This is a genomic window from Devosia neptuniae (assembly GCF_025452235.1).
Classification (GTDB): domain Bacteria; phylum Pseudomonadota; class Alphaproteobacteria; order Rhizobiales; family Devosiaceae; genus Devosia.
In genome coordinates this window covers 2,861,384-2,876,662 of sequence record NZ_CP104965.1, presented here as the reverse complement: position 1 = coordinate 2,876,662, position 15,279 = coordinate 2,861,384, and the positions used below count along the sequence as shown (strand labels likewise).

Sequence of the window (15,279 nt, the reverse complement as noted above, 5' to 3'; positions counted from 1 at the left end):
TGCGACAGGTCTAGCAAAGGAACCGACCCGTTGGGAGGGTGAACAAAGTTATAAACACCGGCGTGAAAAAGCGCCACACGTCTGGCCCGGCGCAAGTGGCGAGTGGCCCTCGCGTCGAGCCCGAGGGAGAGCGGTGGGAAGGAGGCGCCCCTACCCCGCCTTCCAGCCGCCGGGTTTCTTGAGGCGCATGACGAAGCCGATGACTTCGGCGACGGCCTGGAAATGTTCGCCCGGGATGACGTCGTCGATATCGACGCTGGCGAACAGCGCGCGGGCCAGCGGGGGATTTTCGACGATGGGCACGTCATTTTCCTTGGCCACTTCGCGGATGCGCAAGGCCACTGCATCGGCACCCTTGGCGACGCATTGCGGGGCGCCCATCGAGCGGTCGTATTTCAGCGCCACGGCAAAGTGGGTGGGGTTGGTGATCACCACGGTGGCGTCGGGCACCGAGGCCATCATGCGCTTGCGGGCGCGATCCTGCCGCATCTGGCGGATGCGGCCCTTGATCTTGGGGTCGCCTTCCATCTGCTTATATTCGTCGCGGGTTTCCTGCACGGTCATCATCTGCCGCTTCCACCATTTCTGGCGGACATAGATGTAATCGGCCAAGGCGATGATGGTCAGCACGGCAAGCGTTGCGCCGAAAATCTTGAGGCCGATCTCCTGGAAATCAGCCAGGATGATGAGCGGGTCGGCCGTCATCATGGTGTCGAGGCGGTCGCGCTCGGGCCAGACGACGTAGAACAGCACCGTGCCCACGATGCAGATCTTGAGCAGGCCCTTGCCGAAATTGACCAGGGATTCCGTCGAAAACAGTCGCTTGAAACCGGCGAGCGGGGAAATCTTGGAGAATTTCGGGGTGATCGGTTCGGTCGAGATCAGAGGCCGATGCTGGATGAGATTGGCGGCCACCCCGCAAAAGGTCAGAATGGCCAGCGGCACGAGAATTGTGCCGAGCAGCGCCAGCGCCAAGCCATTGAAGAACACCGCAAAGCCCGAACCGCCCAACTCGAACTGATCGGCATTGGTCATCACCACCTTGAGCGATTCCATGAGACTCGCGCTGGTCGAGGGCGCCATCATGGCGAAAATGGTGGCCGAGCCGAGCAGCATGAACCAGGTGGTCACCTCCTGGCTCTTGGCGACATCGCCCTTCTGATGGGCGTCCTCCAGCTTCTTTTGAGAAGGGTCTTCTGTTTTACTGGCTTGTTCCGGAGCTTCGTCTGACACTCAGCCCCTCCACATCGCCAGATGGTTCTCAAAGCCGGTGATGTACCAGCCCATCATCATGGTCAACAGCAGGGCAAAAAGAATGAGCCCCACCATCACATTGGCCGGCATCAGCAGGAAAAACACCTGCAGCGCCGGCATCAGGCGGGCGAGGATGCCGGCGCCCAGGTTGAACACGAGGCCGAAAACGATGAACGGCGCCGACATCTGGATGCCGATGGAAAAAGCGCTGGCGACAGTGCGCAGCGCCAATTGAGCGGCATCGTCGAACATCAGCGGAGCGTCGATGCCGAACACCACATAGCTGTCATAGGTGGCGGCCAAGGCGACGTGGTGCAGGTCGGTGGCAAAGATCAGCGTGACACCGAGGAAGGACAGGAAACTGCCAAACACCGCGCCCTGCACACCCGCCTGGGTCGGATCGGCGGCCATGGCGGCGCTCAACCCGGACTGGAAGGCGATGACCGCGCCCGCAACTTGCGTCGCCATTACCGTGATGCGGGCAATGGCGCCCAGCATGAGCCCTATGGCCAGTTCGTGGAAGATCAGTCCGACAATGCCCATGAAATCCACCGGCATATTGGGCAGGTTGGGTGCCAGCAGCGGATAGACCACCAGCGTGAAGGCCAGGGCAAAAGCCAGCCGCATGCGCGCCGGGATCATGGTTTCGCCCAGCGCGGGCATCAGCATCAGGATGGCGCCGATGCGGGAAAACAACAGCAAATAGACAAAGGCGGTATTGGGCAGCCAATCCAGCCCGATCGTGATCATCAGCCGCCCACGATGATCATGTCGATCACCCGGTTCATATAGCCGCCCATGGTGGCGCCCAGGAACGGCAGGGTGATCAGCATGGTGATGAAAATGGCGATGATCTTGGGCACGAAGACCAAGGTCTGTTCCTGGATCTGCGTCAGCGCCTGGAACAGCGCGACGACCACGCCGACCAGCAGACCCACGATCATCATCGGCGCGGCGACGATGATCAGTGTCCAGATGCCATCGGTGGAAATATCGAGAACTTCGGCGCCGGTCATTGCAGGTCCTGTCGGGCGAATCGTCGCCCACGCGCCCAGTCTACTCCCCTCGCGTCATTCCCGCGCGGGGGTCAGTGTCAGATCGGCATCCGCATGATTTCTTCATAGGCCGAGATCACCCGATCACGCACCGTGACCATGCTTTCGATGGCCAGTTCAGTCTGGCTGAGGGCGGTGACCATATCCACCACATTGGCCTTGCCATTGACCATGTCGAGCGCCATGGCGTCCGAAGTCTTGCCGGCATCCATCACGCCCTGCACCTGCTGGGCCAGCATACTGGCGAAATTATTGCCCGAGCCGCCGGCGGCAGCGCTGAGATCGGTGGTGGGCTTGGCGGCCTGGTTGATCAGGCGGCTGGCATTGCCGTAGGCGGCGGTGGCGGCGTTGAACGGGGTGGTGACCATCTGGCTTATCCTTGTCGCGCTTAGCCGCGCAGAATATCGAGCGTGCGGCCCAGCATCTGCCGGGTGACGGTGACGACGTTGAGATTGGCTTCATAAGTGCGCTGGGCCTCGCGCATATCCATCGTCTCGATCAGCGTGTTGACGTTGGGATATTGCACATAGCCGCTGGCATCGGCGGCCGGATGGCCGGGCTCGTAGCGGCTGGTGAAATCGCTCATGTCATAGGCCAGGCGCCCCACTTCGACGACCTTGCCCCCTACTTCGGCATCATACTGCGCCTGAAAGGTGGGGACGCGGCGGCGATAGGGCTCCTCGCCCGGCGCCTTGCCGGCCGAGTCGGCATTGGCGATGTTTTCGGCGATGACGCGCATGCGGGCGGTCTGCGCGTGCAGGCCCGTAGCGGCGATGCGGAGCGAGGAATTGAAATCCATGTTTAAGGCTCCTAGGCCGAGCGGCCAAGCGCGGTTTTGAGGATCTTGATCGACTTCTGGTAGACCGTGGTGGCGGCCTGATAGTCCATCATGTTGGTGGTCACCTTCATCATCTCGTCTTCGAGGGAGACGCCATTCCCCTCCGGCGTGATTTCGAAATTGGCCATGCGCTGGGCGCCGAAGGCCCCGCCTTCGCTGCTGGACACGGAAAAGTGCATCGGTTGGGTGGCGAGCGTGGTGACGCTGGCAGAGGAGAAACCGCTCATCTGGTCGGCAAAATCATACTGCGCCAGATCACGGCCGCGGTAATTGGGCGTTTCCGCATTGGCAACGTTTTCGGCAAGCAGGCCTTGACGGGCCTGGTGCCAGCGCATCTTGTCGGTGAGCGCGGCAAAAACCGGCATGTCCATAAGGCCCATTGGCCGATACCCCCGCGAGTCTTCTGATAATGCGCGATGGGCAAATCTTGCCGGGTCATGGTTAATCAAGTGTTAATTAACCCCTGCAATACCGGCGCCGGCCTCGCAATTTGCAAATTGCCGCCGCCAAATAGGCAATATATGCCGCTTATACCGTCCGGATTCGGGTCGGCACGTTCTGGGAGCCATCATGCAATTCATCACCAGCCTGTTCGGCGGTACGGAAAACTCCATCCTCACGGTGGTCTTTGCGCTCGGCATCGTGCTGGTGCTCATCGTGCTGGCCGTGTGGCTGCTCAAGCTGCTGTACGGCGCCACCGGCAATGTGGCGCGCGGGCGCAATCGGCGGCTGTCGGTCATCGATAGCCTCGCTATCGACCAGAAGCGGCAATTGCTCATCGTGCGGCGCGACAATGTCGAACATCTGGTGCTGATCGGCGGGCCGCAGGACGTAGTGATCGAAACCGGCATAGCGGTCGATGAAACCGCACTCGCCAGTCGCCGGCCCGTGCCGATGCTGGGCCGCAAGCCGATGCAGCCAGTGGCCCCTACCCCTAAAGCTATGGCGCCAGAGCCGGTGGTCGCGCCCACTGTCGCACCTGTCGCGGTGGTCGAGCAGCTGGCCGATAAGCCTCGCGGGCCCCGCTCCTTGCGGCAGACCGGGCTGATGCGGTCGGTGGAACCCGCCGAACCCGCAGTAAAGGCGGGAAACTCCGACAAAGCGGCTTCGCGACCCGCCGACTCAGCTAAAGAAGACAGTGCACAGCAGGACGTGGAAGGCACTGATCTTGTCGACGGCGATAGCACGGCCAACCGGAACTGACGCATCGCCGCGCCGTGCGCGACGTCTGATCGTTGTCGCCGGCCTTGCCGCTTTTGTCCTGCTGGCGCTGCCGGGCCTGGCCTATGCGCAAAACCTTTCCATCGATTTCGGTGACGAAGCGACGCTGACCGAGCGAGCCGTCCAGCTCATCGGGCTGATCACACTGTTGTCGCTGGCCCCATCAATCCTGGTGATGGTCACCAGCTTCACCCGTATCGTGGTGGTGCTGTCGCTGCTGCGCACGGCCATCGGGCTACAGACCGCGCCGCCCAATTCGGTGATGGTGTCGCTGGCGCTGTTCCTGACGCTGTTCGTCATGCAGCCCACGCTGCAACAGACCTATGACCAGGGCATCGCGCCTTTGCTGGCGGGTCAGATCGAGGTTGCCGAAGCCTTTGAGGCGGGATCGGCCCCGCTGCATGCCTTCATGCGCGCCAATGTGCGCGAGCAGGATCTGCAGCTGTTCTTCGACCTGACCAACGCCGAACCGCCGGCGGAGCCCGAAGCTATCCCGCTGCAATTGCTGGTGCCCGCCTTCATGATTTCGGAGCTGCGCCGCGCTTTCGAAATTGGCTTCCTGCTGTTCCTGCCCTTCGTGGTCATCGACATGGTGGTGGCGTCGGTGCTGATGTCCATGGGCATGATGATGCTGCCCCCGGTGGTGATCTCGCTGCCGTTCAAGCTGATCTTTTTCGTGCTGGTGGACGGCTGGTACCTGGTGGCTGGCTCGCTGGTGCGAAGTTTCGTCAGCAGTTAAAGCGCCGCCAATCCTGCATCGGGCTGGCTGGCGGAGAGCGGCGCCAGGGCGTCCTCGCCGCCATAGGTCTGGCGATAGGCGGCAAGGAAGGCGTTGAGGCCATCAGTCCCCGATACCTGGCTCGCCACCTTCTTGAATTCGAGGCTATCGACCTGGATCGGCCCAGTGACGTAGTCGAACATCGGCCATTCCGGCGAAGTGACCATGCGATCGGCGAATTTGGAGCGCAGGCGGGAGAGGCCCAGCGTGTCATTGGCCATGACATAGCCCACCGCCGCCTTGATAACGCTCATGCGCTCGGGCTGGCCCAAGGGATCGGTCTGGTTGGGCGCGGAATACAATGCTTCCAGCATTTCGCTGGCTTCGACATAGCGCTTGGATTTCCAATGGGCATCGACGCGCAACAGGCTCACGTCGCGCCCATCCATGTCGCGCACCATATCGAGCGCCAGCACGTCGCGGCCCAGGTCGATCATGGCGCGGGCTTCGAGCAGCCGGCGCTGGCGCACCAGCGATTCCGGCAGGCCCGGCAATTGGGTAGCGTTGAGCACGCGGAGGGCATCCTGCGGCTTGCGATCGGCGACGTAGATCACGGCAAGATCGGTGGCGACCTGCGTCTTGGCCACGCCGCGCAGGCGATTGTCGAGCTGGTATTCGAGCAATTCGGCGGCCTGGGGCAGCAGGTCAACCCGTACCAGCCGGCGCGCCAGATTGCGGATCATCTCGTCGCCACGGCGGCCGGGCGGCGTGAGATGACGGAAGTCGTAGTAAAGGCTGAGGGCTTCGACCGGTCCCAGCGTATCGGCCTTGCCATCGAGGAACAGCGCACCGAACTCGGCCTGCGCTTCGTCGCGCATCGCATTGGTCGAGGTGCCATCGGGATAGGTGCCGACCGCCTGCTTGACCACTTCAAAGCCCAGCCGGTAGTCGCCCTCGCGGAAATAGAATTCGGCCAACAGCTTCTGCATGTCGGCTTCGAGCGGATTGCCGCGCCATAGCAGGGCTTCAGCAGCCAGCGTCTGCGAGGCCTTGGCGAGATCAAGCCGTCCGGCCTGATCGAGCAGATAGAGCGTGCGATAGACCGCCTCGGCGCGGGTGGGGCGGATATCGGCGGCAATGACCTGGCCATAGGTGTCGATGGCCTCATCGACCCGGCCATTGGCCTCGTCGACCCGGCCCGACATCAGGTGATAGAGGCTGCTGTCCTCGGCATCGAGGCTGGCGAAATCCACCTGGCCGAGGAAGCGCTCGGCCACGGCGCTATCGCCGGTTTCGACGGCTGCCCGCATGGCGGCGAAATAGAAGCGATTGCGCGCCCAGGCGGGGTAGGAGCCGGCCACGCTGGCTGCTTCGAGGGCATCCAGCTTGGCACCCTTGAAATCGTAGGCGTCGGCGCGGGCAATGGTGCGCCAGAACAGGCCATCGACCTCTTGCGCCATGGCCGAGGTATTGAGGATGGCCAGAGCCTCCTTGGGGCGGTGCGCCACGGTATCGGCAATGGCCAGGCTCATCCGCAGCTTGCGGGTCAGCGCCATGGATTGCAGCTGGCTTTCGAGCACGCGCAGCACGCCGATCGCCTCATAGGACAGCTGGTTGGCGAGGTAATATTGCGCCAGATCGAGCCGGGCCACGTCGCGCTGCGCACCGTCAGCCTCGGCGGCAGTCGCCAGCAAGGCATCGCGCTGGGTGGCGAAGGCCTTGGGGTCGGGCTGTTCGAGCCGGGCCAAATCGACAAAACTGCCGCGCGCGCCCTCCCCGGCAGCAGCGCCGCCAATGCTCCGCGGACCATCGAGCGCCGAAACGGTCAACCCGCCCGGCGCCGAGATGACAGCCAGATCGCTGTCAATGGCCATGGCGAGGCCTTCGGTTTCCGGCTTGATCACGAGGCCATGCACGCTGCGCAGCGCGGAGAAATCGACATAGTCCAGCGCGCGCGTAATGCCACGCGCGGGGGGATAGGCGGTGACCACCTTGAGCATGTCGCCCACATCGGGGTCGCGGAAATCATGCACTTTGGCCGGACGGGCGATATTGGCGGTGATCTCGAACGAGCCTTCGACATCGCGGCGGCGGCTGAGCTGGATCGGCTCGGTCGGGGTCAGCACGGTGTCGCCCAGCGACAGCACCCAGGCCATGCCTTCCGAGCCAAGGCTGGCCAAGCGATCCTGGTTGAGATTGACCCGCACCACCTGCGTATCGCCGGCGGCGACCACCGAGAATTCGTCGGCCAAAGCGTCAAGCTCGTCCGACTGGGCCGGCGGGGCAATGCCGGCCGTGGTGTCGAAAATCATCCAGACGGTATCACCGCGCCGGAACACCGCGGCAGGCGTATCCTGCTCGAACGGGAACACGACGCGGATGGTCGAGCCCACCACATTAACGAAGGGTTTTACCGTGGCGCCCGGCGTCTCGGCCTGCAAGGCGCCAATGCGGGGGGCGCCACCCACCTCCCCGGCTGGACCGGCGCTGGCCGGAATCTTGACGGCTTCGGCTAGTTCGGCCGCTTGGAAGCTGGGCAGAGCCTGCCCGGCAATATCGATATCGAGCACGAATTGCCGCGACGAATTCTGGTAAAAACGAGGCGTCACCCCCTCGGCAAGTTGCAGCGTGACATTGGCGCCATCGGGCGTGACGGCGCTGTCGACCCCGACAATCTCGGCGGGAAGATCAGCCAAAAGACCGCGCATGTCGACGCCGACCGGCCACTCGAAGGCGATATGGCCCGTCTGTCCATCCTGCACATATTCCGCCGTGGTCGGCACGGTCCAATCAAATTGCAGGCGCAGGAAAGTGGGATTGCGGCCGATGCGGACATTCGCTTCCGGCTTCAGCGCTTCGGCATCAGCCGCCTTGCGCTCGCGCTCGGCGCGGATGGCAGCCAGCCGCGCCCGTTCGGCCAATTCGTCCACCACTTCCTGCGGCAAAGCCGGTGGCATGCCCTGCCAGGTGGTGGGCAGCAGATCGATGAACAGCTTCTCGCCGGCCTCGATGCGGTTGAAATTGAAGGCCTTGCGCAAGCCCATGCGCAGCCCGCGCCCATCGGGATCGACGCGGGCCACCGACAGATAATCGGACATGGTGGTGCCGACATCGGGCAGGATCATCGAAACCTGCTCGCCGAACTCGATCGAAAGCACGCCGTTTTCGATGCGCATCTTGTAGCTGGGCAGGCGATCAAGGCCGGGGAAACTCAGGATCAGCCGGCCGTAGCCGTCTTCCTGGGTCACGTAGAGCTGGCCCTGCTCCTGGGCAAAAGCGGGTGCAACAGCGCAAAGCGTCACCGCCGCACATATTGCCAACGCACGCCTGGCCTTCTGCCAGGTTGCAAGTATTGCGGTCTTCACCGGCCGCTACCCCGAGCACTCTGACGCGTCTTCTCCGCCGGCTATTCTTGCCGGGAATTTGAAAACACGTGGGTTACACAAACTCTTGTGCCTAACCCATAGCGTGCCGGGCTTAACGGCGGCTTACTCCAATAGGGACAAAGCCCTATTGTCCCACGATCTGCGGCAGCGCCGCCAGGTCGTCCGGTGTCATCTCGGCGGCCGGCTGGTCGGCCAGTGCCGCCATGCGCACGGTGAGTTCCTGCGCCCGGGCGGCATCCATGGCCGCAAGGATGGGCGACATCTTGCGCGGATTCATGGTCTTGGCGACGCGCAGCAGCACATCCATGTCCAGGGCATTGAAGATATTGGCGGCGTCGCGCGGCTTCATGGTCTCGTACATGGCCACGATTCCGGCAAATTGCCCGGCTTCCATTTCCTGGCGCTGATCGACCAGCGCAGAAATCTGCGCTTCCAGCGCCTCCAGCGTCGTCTGCCGCTCGGCCACTCGCTTTTCGGCGGCGTCGACCAGCGAGGCGCGCAGGGCCAGATCTTTCTCGTAGGCTTCGAGTTCCGTGCGGCGCGCCGCCAGCGATTGCAAAATGGTATCCTGCGTGGCCGAGCCGCCCTGCACATTGGTCATGGGCACCGGCACGCCGTTGGCATCGACCTGCATCGGCACGGCGTCGCCGGAGGGGAAACAATCCAGCGCCATGGAATCCACAAAACTGCTGGTCCCGGGGTCCGCGGCGGCGCCTTCGGCAGGCGCGGTCTCGCCATGGCCGGCGGCGGCAGCCGGGGCTGTCGTGGTCACCGAACCGTTTTCCTTCAACTCGGCATCGACAGCGACGCAATTGTCGCCCGATGTCGCAGCGGTCGGAGTGGCATGATCGGCCGCGGGACTTTCGGCCGGCGCCGGCTCACCATGACCGCCCGCTGCCGTCTCGGAGCCCCCCAGGGTCGGAGCCGTATCGGACAGTGTCGGTGCGGAATCGTCGAGAGTGGGTTCGCCCGGCTGGCTCGAGGCAGCTTCGCCGCCGCTGGCACCTGCCGCCCGTGCGGCGGTCACGCCAGTAAGCACATAGCCGCCGTTGGTGACCAGGCCGATGGTCTTGAACACCAGGAGGGCCGCAACTGCCATAACCACGACAGGAAGCAGGCGAACCGTTTTCACGCGGCAACCCCGCGATTGCGAACGCGGGAGGAGAGCTGTTCCAGCGCCGATTGCACCTTATTGGGCTGCTCCACCGGCTCGGGGGCCTGGCTCTGCCGGGCAACGCTGGTGATCTTGGCGATGCGCTCCAGCACGGCCGTGCCGGAGGTGACGTGATTGGCGAGTTCGATACCGAAGCGCTCGGCTTCCTCAAGGCGGGAATTGAGCGCCAGATCGGCTTCCACCGCGGTTTGCTTGAGTTCCTTGATCGCCTGATTGGCGAGATTGGTGGCGCCCACCAGATCCGCCACCATCTGGCGCATCACATCCTTGTCGGCATGCAGCCGCTTGAGGCGCTGGTTGAGGACCGTACAATAGCCGATGGTCAGAGCCAGAAGTACGGCAACCGCGCCTTCCACGAATATCCCGAGGGGCAAACCGAACATCATCGTCCTTCCACTGTGTCGTCGAGTTCCTCAAAGGCCGCCATGGTAACCTTGGGAGGATTGAGCGGCCGGGTAACCCGCACCGAAACATGATTGCCGATATGGCCCATAATGGCCTCGGTGAGTTCCACATCGCCGCAGCGCAGGCGCACCGGATCGCTCGGCGTGCGCTCGAACATCACCATGTCGCCGGTCTTGAGGTTGAGCACACGCGACAAGGGCAATTCCTGCTCATGCAGCACAGCCTCGATCTCGACATCGGCCGAATAGATTTCGGTGGCCAGATGGCCTTCCCAGATCGGGTCGCGGCCGAATTTTTCGCCCATGAACATCTGCAGCAGCTGCTCGCGGATCGGCTCGATGGTGGCGTAGGGCAGCAGGATTTCGATCTTGCCACCGCGATCGTCCATTTCGATGCGCAGCTCGATCAGGATGGCGGCATTGCCCGGCCGGGAAATGGCGGCAAAGCGCGGATTGGTTTCCATGCGCTCAAGCTTGAAATTGACCTGCGTCACCGGCTCGAACGCACGGTGGGTATCGTCGAGAATGACCTCGATCATCCGCCGGGCCAGCGCCAGCTCGATGGTCGTATAGGGCCGGCCCTCGACGCGAATATTGCCCCCGACTCGCCGGCCGCCCAGCAGCACGTCGATCATCGAATAGATCAGCGAGGAATCGACGGTCAAAAGCCCGTAATTCTCCCATTCCTCGGCCCGGATCACCGACAGGATCGCCGGCAGCGGGATGGAATTGAGATAATCGCCGAAGCGCACCGAGGAAATGGAGTCGAGTGTGACTTCGACATTGTCCGAGGTGAAATTGCGCAGCGAGGTAGTCGTCAGCCGCACCAGGCGATCGAAGACAATTTCGAGCATGGGCAGGCGTTCATAGCTGACCAGCGCCGAATTGATCAGCGCCTGCACGCCCGTCAATTCGACATTGCTGCCCACGCTGGCGTCAAAACCGAGCAGGCTATCGATTTCGTCCTGGTTGAGGACGCGGTCGCCACTATCTTCCCCGTCGCCGGCGACGCCTTCGATCATCGCCGCCCATTCGGCAGCGGCTTCGGCGGCACGCGCTTCCTCGGATTTGCCGGCGGCGTCGAGCCCCCAGTTTTCCGACAGCTTGTCTTGATCGGTTGGTCCAGCCATCACTGCACCAGGATTTCCTTGAACAGGATGCTCTCGACCCGCTGCGGATAGATCGCGACATTGACGCGGCGCGTCAGCTCTTCCTTGAGGCGGTAAATGCCGGCTGAGCCTTCCAGGTCGCTCTTGCGCAGCTCGCGCAGGTAGACCTGGAACGCGTCGGTCACCTTGGCCAGACTGGGCTGGATGGCGGTCATCACCTCCTGATTGGCCACTTCCAGCGCAATGGTGAGCCGCATGAAGGATTCCCCGCCGGCCTCATTGCTGAGATTGACCGTCATCGGCGGCAAATTGAATATGAAGGTCGGCGTCGTCGCGGCAGCAGTGGCGCCATGGCCATCGGCCGCGCCTTCCGCAGAGCTTCCCGACGAGAGGAAATAATAGAGGCCCGCTCCGCCCAGCAGCACGACCACGGCGGCGGCCCCAATAATGAGGAAGAGCCTGGGTATCCCCTTCTTGCGGGCAGCGCTTTCACCGGCTTCTGCTTCAGCGACCATGCCAACCTGCCAAACACGAGGAATTCCGGACGATTCCGGCTCTGCGTCCAGCTAAGCGCCGGATGGTTAACGATTGGTTACAAACACACGCAAAGCGGCAAAATTTGCCGGGCAGCTTTTGCCGCAAGGGGAAAGACTAACCCGGCAGGGCTAAGCCCGCCGAAATCCTATCCGTCTGATTTTATTAAATTTTCCGACTTGGCATGGTTTCTGCAATGTAAATGGCGAGGCCAAGGCTTGGGGAAGTCGGCGGCTTCGGGGACGTTAACACCGGGGATCAGCGATGATCGGAAACGCGCAACTGATCAGCCTCAGCAGGCAGATCGCGCTACAGCGGCAGATGGATGTGGTGGCCAACAATATGGCCAACATCAACACTACCGGCTTCAAGGCCGAGAACCTGCTGTTTGAAGAATACATCATGCCGGTCGCCCGCGACCAGGATTTCCAGACCCGCGACCAGCCTCTCTCCTATGTGCAGGACTGGGCGACAATGCATGACATGTCCGGCGGCGCCATGGTGCAGACCGGCAACGAACTCGATGTCGCGCTCAATGGCGAGGGCTTCTTTGCCGTGCAGACCGGCGCCGGCGAACGCTGGACCAAGTCCGGCTCCTTCCAGATCAGCAATAACGGCACACTGGTCGACCTCAACGGCAACCCGGTACTCGGCGAAGGCGGTCCGATCCAGTTCGGCCCCGAAGAAAGCGGCATCGAGATTGCCGCCGACGGCTCGGTCAGCTCCAGCGCCGGCCCCAAGGACCGGCTGCGCCTGGTCGAATTCGCCAATGTGCAGGACCTGACCCGCGAAGGCGCCAATCTCTATGCCGGCGGCACGCCCGTCGCGGCCACCAATACTCGCACTATGCAGGGCTTTGTCGAACGCTCCAACGTGTCGGGCGTGTCCGAAATGGCCGAGATGATCCGCGTCACCCGCTCCTACGAATCCATCGCCTCGCTGACGCAGAAACAGGACGAGCTCCGCCGCTCGGCCATTCAGCGTCTCGGCGATGCCAACGCTTAAGTCCTGAGGAAAAGCCATGAAAGCCCTCTACATCGCATCGACCGGCATGAGCGCTCAGGAACGCAACGTCGAAGTCATTTCCAACAACATCGCCAACATGCGCACCACTGGCTACAAGCGCCAGCGCGCCGAATTCCAGGACCTGCTCTACCAGCAGATCACCCGCGCCGGCTCGCAAACCTCGGACCAGGGCACCATGCTGCCGGCCGGCCTCGAGATCGGTTCGGGCGTGCGTACCGTCTCCACGCCCCGCGTGATGAGCCAGGGCAATGTGAACATGACCGAACGCGAGCTCGATGTCGCCATTCGCGGCGAAGGCTTCTTCATGGTCACCATGCCCGATGGCCGCACCGGCTATACCCGCGACGGCTCGTTCGAGCGCAGCGCCGAGGGTACGCTGGTCAATTCGAGCGGCTATGCCATCGAGCCCAATATCACCATTCCGGGCACCGCCACCTCGGTGTCGATCTCGGCCGATGGCGTGGTCGAAGCCTATCTCAACAACGACACCAACCCGACTGAACTGGGCCAGCTCCAGCTCGCCCGCTTCGTCAACAAATCGGGCCTGGAATCGCTGGGCGATAACCTCTTCACCGAAACCGCCGCCAGTGGCCCGGCCCAGGTGGAGCTGCCCAATCGGGATGGCACCGGCAATTTGCTGCAGAACTATCTCGAAATGGCCAATGTCAATTCGGTCACCGAAATTGCCGACCTCATCGCTGCCCAGCGCGCCTACGAGATGAATGCCCGCATCATCTCTGGCGCCGACACGATGATGCAGGCCACCAGCCAACTTCGCTAAGGGAGAGCCTAGATGACCCGCACATTGCTTGCCGCTCTCGCCACCACCTTGCTGATCGGCACCGCCTTTGCCGCGCCCGTGCTCAAGACCGACATCGTCGTTTCGGCCGCAGTGGTCACCGTGGGCGACATGTTCGAGCAGGCCGGGATCGACGCCGAGCAGCCCCTGTTCCGCTCGCCCAAGCCGGGCACCAGCGGTCTGGTGCCGCTGGCCGACATCACCGCCGCCGCTTCGCGGGTGGGCATTACCGGGTTCGACAATGGCGGCGCCACCGCCAGCCGCGTGACCCGCGCCAGCAGCGTCGTGGATGAAGCAAGCCTCACCGCTCTGATTACCGCCGACCTGCGCCAGCGCGGCATCATCACCGATGGCATGACGGCCGATATGCTGTTCAACACACGCATCGCCCCGTTCAACGCCGAGCCGGTCGCCGAGCCCGCCAGCATTATCAGCCTGCGCTACTTGCCGGGTACCGGCGCCTTCACCGCCCGCTTCGCGATTGCCGGGGAAGCCCAGCCGCTCGATGTTGCCGGCACGATCGAACTGATGATCGCGGCGCCCCATCTCAAAGCCAACCTGCCCGCCGGCGCCGTGCTGTCGGCCGACGACATCGAAATGCGCCCGGTGGCGCTGCGCTTTGCCGAAACAGCCGGCATTGCCCAGCTCAACCAGCTGGTGGGCATGGCCCTGACCCGCCAGACCCGTGAGGGCATGATGCTCAAGCCATCCGACGTCGCCATCCCCCAGCTGATCGCCAAAAACCAGCTGGTCACCATCTATTTCCGCAAGGGCCCGATGACGCTGACCGTCAAGGGGCAGGCCATTACCAGCGCCGCCACCGGCGGGCCGGTGCAAGTGCTCAACCTCATCTCCAAGCGCGTCATCAACGCCACCGCCATTGCCGCCGGCGCCGTCGAAGTCAGCGCCGCCCCCCTTTCAATTGCCGGCCTCTAAGCTCAGGAGCCCCAAAATGCTGCTCGTCAAACTCTCCGCCCTGTTGCTGCTCACCGGCTCGCTCGTCGCCTGCACCACCACTGATCGCCTCGCCAATGTGGGCAAGGCCCCGGTGCTGACGGCCATCGAGGACCCCACGACCGTGGCCGGCTATCAGCCGGTGCGCATGCCGATGCCCGAAGCCATTGCCGACACCTACCAGGCCAATTCGCTCTACCGCACCTCGGCCCGCGGCTTCTTCAAGGATGAGCGCGCCCACCGCATCGGCGATATCCTGACCATCGTCGTGACCATCAATGACAGCGCCCAGATCGACAACGCCACCAATTCCAGCCGCAGCGCCACCAATAGCGCCGGCATGGGCGGCATCCTGGGCACTGCCATCAAGGACGTTTCGGCCGGCGCCATCGATCCCTCCGCTGCCGTCGACTTCACCTCGGGCATGGCCAATAAGGGCGCCGGCTCCGTCAACCGCTCGGAAAGCCTGGAGACCTCAGTTGCCGCCGTGGTGACGCAGATCCTGCCCAATGGCAATCTGGTCATCGAAGGCCGCCAGGAAGTGCGGGTGAATTTCGAAGTCCGCGACCTGATCGTCACCGGCATTGTCCGCCCCTCCGATATCCGCGCCAACAACACCATCCCCTCGGCCAAGATCGCCGAAGCCCGCATCTCCTACGGCGGCCGCGGCCAGATCACCGATGTCCAGCAGCCCCGCTACGGCCAGCAGGTTATGGACGCCATCCTGCCTTTCTAGGCAGCGCGCCACTCCCCAGTTTCCCGCCGCGCATTCCCCCAATGGTGCGGCCGGGCTCTCCCGGCGGGGTC

Annotated in this window: 17 protein-coding genes; 6 read left to right on the top strand and 11 right to left on the bottom strand. The window is 63.2% G+C overall.

What is annotated here, in order from left to right; genetic code table 11:
• Positions 1-150 precede the first annotated feature (150 nt).
• From flhB to flgB, 6 genes are all read right to left on the bottom strand, one after another.
• A complete protein-coding gene (gene flhB, locus N8A98_RS16905; protein WP_262167014.1) occupies positions 151-1,233 on the bottom strand; it encodes a flagellar biosynthesis protein FlhB in 1,083 nt (360 codons plus the stop codon).
• A complete protein-coding gene (fliR, locus tag N8A98_RS16900; RefSeq protein WP_315974498.1) occupies positions 1,234-2,004 on the bottom strand; it encodes a flagellar biosynthetic protein FliR in 771 nt (256 codons plus the stop codon).
• On the bottom strand, positions 2,004-2,270 hold the full coding sequence (gene fliQ / locus N8A98_RS16895) for a flagellar biosynthesis protein FliQ (RefSeq protein ID WP_262167012.1): 267 nt from the start codon (positions 2,268-2,270) through the stop codon (positions 2,004-2,006). Before fliQ ends, fliR begins: the two co-directional genes overlap by 1 nt.
• A gap of 77 nt (positions 2,271-2,347) precedes the next feature.
• Positions 2,348-2,677, bottom strand: coding sequence for a flagellar hook-basal body complex protein FliE (locus tag N8A98_RS16890; RefSeq protein WP_113121165.1), 330 nt, complete (start codon positions 2,675-2,677; stop codon positions 2,348-2,350).
• 20 nt (positions 2,678-2,697) lie between these two features.
• On the bottom strand, positions 2,698-3,108 hold the full coding sequence (flgC, locus tag N8A98_RS16885; RefSeq protein WP_262167009.1) for a flagellar basal body rod protein FlgC: 411 nt from the start codon (positions 3,106-3,108) through the stop codon (positions 2,698-2,700).
• A gap of 11 nt (positions 3,109-3,119) precedes the next feature.
• Entirely contained in the window at positions 3,120-3,527 is a 408-nt protein-coding gene (gene flgB, locus N8A98_RS16880; protein WP_113121163.1) for a flagellar basal body rod protein FlgB, read from the bottom strand.
• Between the two features lie 190 nt (positions 3,528-3,717).
• On the opposite strand from flgB, the gene N8A98_RS16875 reads away from it, so the two are divergent.
• Both N8A98_RS16875 and fliP read left to right on the top strand, forming a co-directional pair.
• The gene (locus N8A98_RS16875; protein WP_262167007.1) at positions 3,718-4,350 is read left to right on the top strand and encodes a flagellar biosynthetic protein FliO; all 633 of its coding nucleotides are present in this window, start codon (positions 3,718-3,720) and stop codon (positions 4,348-4,350) included.
• Complete coding sequence (gene fliP, locus N8A98_RS16870) at positions 4,316-5,107, top strand: flagellar type III secretion system pore protein FliP (RefSeq protein WP_390888779.1); 792 nt, start codon at positions 4,316-4,318, stop codon at positions 5,105-5,107. Before N8A98_RS16875 ends, fliP begins: the two co-directional genes overlap by 35 nt.
• Here fliP and N8A98_RS16865 read toward each other — a convergent pair.
• The 5 genes from N8A98_RS16865 to N8A98_RS16845 form a co-directional block, all read right to left on the bottom strand.
• The gene (locus N8A98_RS16865) at positions 5,104-8,451 is read right to left on the bottom strand and encodes a tetratricopeptide repeat protein (RefSeq protein WP_262167005.1); all 3,348 of its coding nucleotides are present in this window, start codon (positions 8,449-8,451) and stop codon (positions 5,104-5,106) included. The genes fliP and N8A98_RS16865 overlap by 4 nt on opposite strands.
• 145 nt (positions 8,452-8,596) lie before the next feature.
• Complete coding sequence (locus N8A98_RS16860) at positions 8,597-9,604, bottom strand: MotE family protein (RefSeq protein ID WP_262167003.1); 1,008 nt, start codon at positions 9,602-9,604, stop codon at positions 8,597-8,599.
• Positions 9,601-10,032: a DUF6468 domain-containing protein gene (locus N8A98_RS16855; RefSeq protein ID WP_262167000.1), complete on the bottom strand. Its 432-nt coding sequence runs from the start codon at positions 10,030-10,032 to the stop codon at positions 9,601-9,603. The genes N8A98_RS16860 and N8A98_RS16855 overlap by 4 nt, the downstream gene beginning before the upstream one ends.
• The gene (fliM, locus tag N8A98_RS16850; RefSeq protein ID WP_262166998.1) at positions 10,029-11,180 is read right to left on the bottom strand and encodes a flagellar motor switch protein FliM; all 1,152 of its coding nucleotides are present in this window, start codon (positions 11,178-11,180) and stop codon (positions 10,029-10,031) included. The genes N8A98_RS16855 and fliM overlap by 4 nt, the downstream gene beginning before the upstream one ends.
• Positions 11,180-11,674: a flagellar basal body-associated FliL family protein gene (locus N8A98_RS16845; protein WP_262166996.1), complete on the bottom strand. Its 495-nt coding sequence runs from the start codon at positions 11,672-11,674 to the stop codon at positions 11,180-11,182. The genes fliM and N8A98_RS16845 overlap by 1 nt, the downstream gene beginning before the upstream one ends.
• Before the next feature lie 283 nt (positions 11,675-11,957).
• Here N8A98_RS16845 and flgF point away from each other — a divergent pair, with 283 nt between their 5' ends.
• The 4 genes from flgF to flgH are packed head-to-tail and all read left to right on the top strand — an operon-like array spanning position 11,958 to position 15,208.
• Positions 11,958-12,698 carry a flagellar basal-body rod protein FlgF gene (gene flgF / locus N8A98_RS16840; RefSeq protein WP_315974497.1) on the top strand — a complete coding sequence of 247 codons (741 nt, stop codon included), beginning with the start codon at positions 11,958-11,960 and terminating at the stop codon, positions 12,696-12,698.
• 16 nt (positions 12,699-12,714) lie between these two features.
• Positions 12,715-13,500, top strand: a complete 786-nt coding sequence (gene flgG / locus N8A98_RS16835) for a flagellar basal-body rod protein FlgG (RefSeq protein ID WP_262166994.1) — start codon at positions 12,715-12,717, stop codon at positions 13,498-13,500.
• Positions 13,501-13,512: 12 nt separating this feature from the next.
• Positions 13,513-14,454 carry a flagellar basal body P-ring formation chaperone FlgA gene (gene flgA / locus N8A98_RS16830; RefSeq protein WP_262166992.1) on the top strand — a complete coding sequence of 314 codons (942 nt, stop codon included), beginning with the start codon at positions 13,513-13,515 and terminating at the stop codon, positions 14,452-14,454.
• Between the two features lie 16 nt (positions 14,455-14,470).
• Positions 14,471-15,208 carry a flagellar basal body L-ring protein FlgH gene (flgH, locus tag N8A98_RS16825; RefSeq protein ID WP_113121153.1) on the top strand — a complete coding sequence of 246 codons (738 nt, stop codon included), beginning with the start codon at positions 14,471-14,473 and terminating at the stop codon, positions 15,206-15,208.
• The last annotated feature ends 71 nt before the right edge of the window (positions 15,209-15,279 follow it).

Coding starts and splice junctions, on each gene's coding strand:
- fliR (WP_315974498.1), bottom strand. CDS start 2,004: ATGATCACGATCGGGCTGGATTGGCTGCCCAATACCGCCTTTGTCTAT.
- fliQ (WP_262167012.1), bottom strand. CDS start 2,270: ATGACCGGCGCCGAAGTTCTCGATATTTCCACCGATGGCATCTGGACA.
- N8A98_RS16890 (WP_113121165.1), bottom strand. CDS start 2,677: ATGGTCACCACCCCGTTCAACGCCGCCACCGCCGCCTACGGCAATGCC.
- flgC (WP_262167009.1), bottom strand. CDS start 3,108: ATGGATTTCAATTCCTCGCTCCGCATCGCCGCTACGGGCCTGCACGCG.
- flgB (WP_113121163.1), bottom strand. CDS start 3,527: ATGGGCCTTATGGACATGCCGGTTTTTGCCGCGCTCACCGACAAGATG.
- N8A98_RS16875 (WP_262167007.1), top strand. CDS start 3,718: ATGCAATTCATCACCAGCCTGTTCGGCGGTACGGAAAACTCCATCCTC.
- N8A98_RS16855 (WP_262167000.1), bottom strand. CDS start 10,032: ATGATGTTCGGTTTGCCCCTCGGGATATTCGTGGAAGGCGCGGTTGCC.
- fliM (WP_262166998.1), bottom strand. CDS start 11,180: ATGGCTGGACCAACCGATCAAGACAAGCTGTCGGAAAACTGGGGGCTC.
- N8A98_RS16845 (WP_262166996.1), bottom strand. CDS start 11,674: ATGGTCGCTGAAGCAGAAGCCGGTGAAAGCGCTGCCCGCAAGAAGGGG.
- flgF (WP_315974497.1), top strand. CDS start 11,958: ATGATCGGAAACGCGCAACTGATCAGCCTCAGCAGGCAGATCGCGCTA.
- flgG (WP_262166994.1), top strand. CDS start 12,715: ATGAAAGCCCTCTACATCGCATCGACCGGCATGAGCGCTCAGGAACGC.
- flgA (WP_262166992.1), top strand. CDS start 13,513: ATGACCCGCACATTGCTTGCCGCTCTCGCCACCACCTTGCTGATCGGC.
- flgH (WP_113121153.1), top strand. CDS start 14,471: ATGCTGCTCGTCAAACTCTCCGCCCTGTTGCTGCTCACCGGCTCGCTC.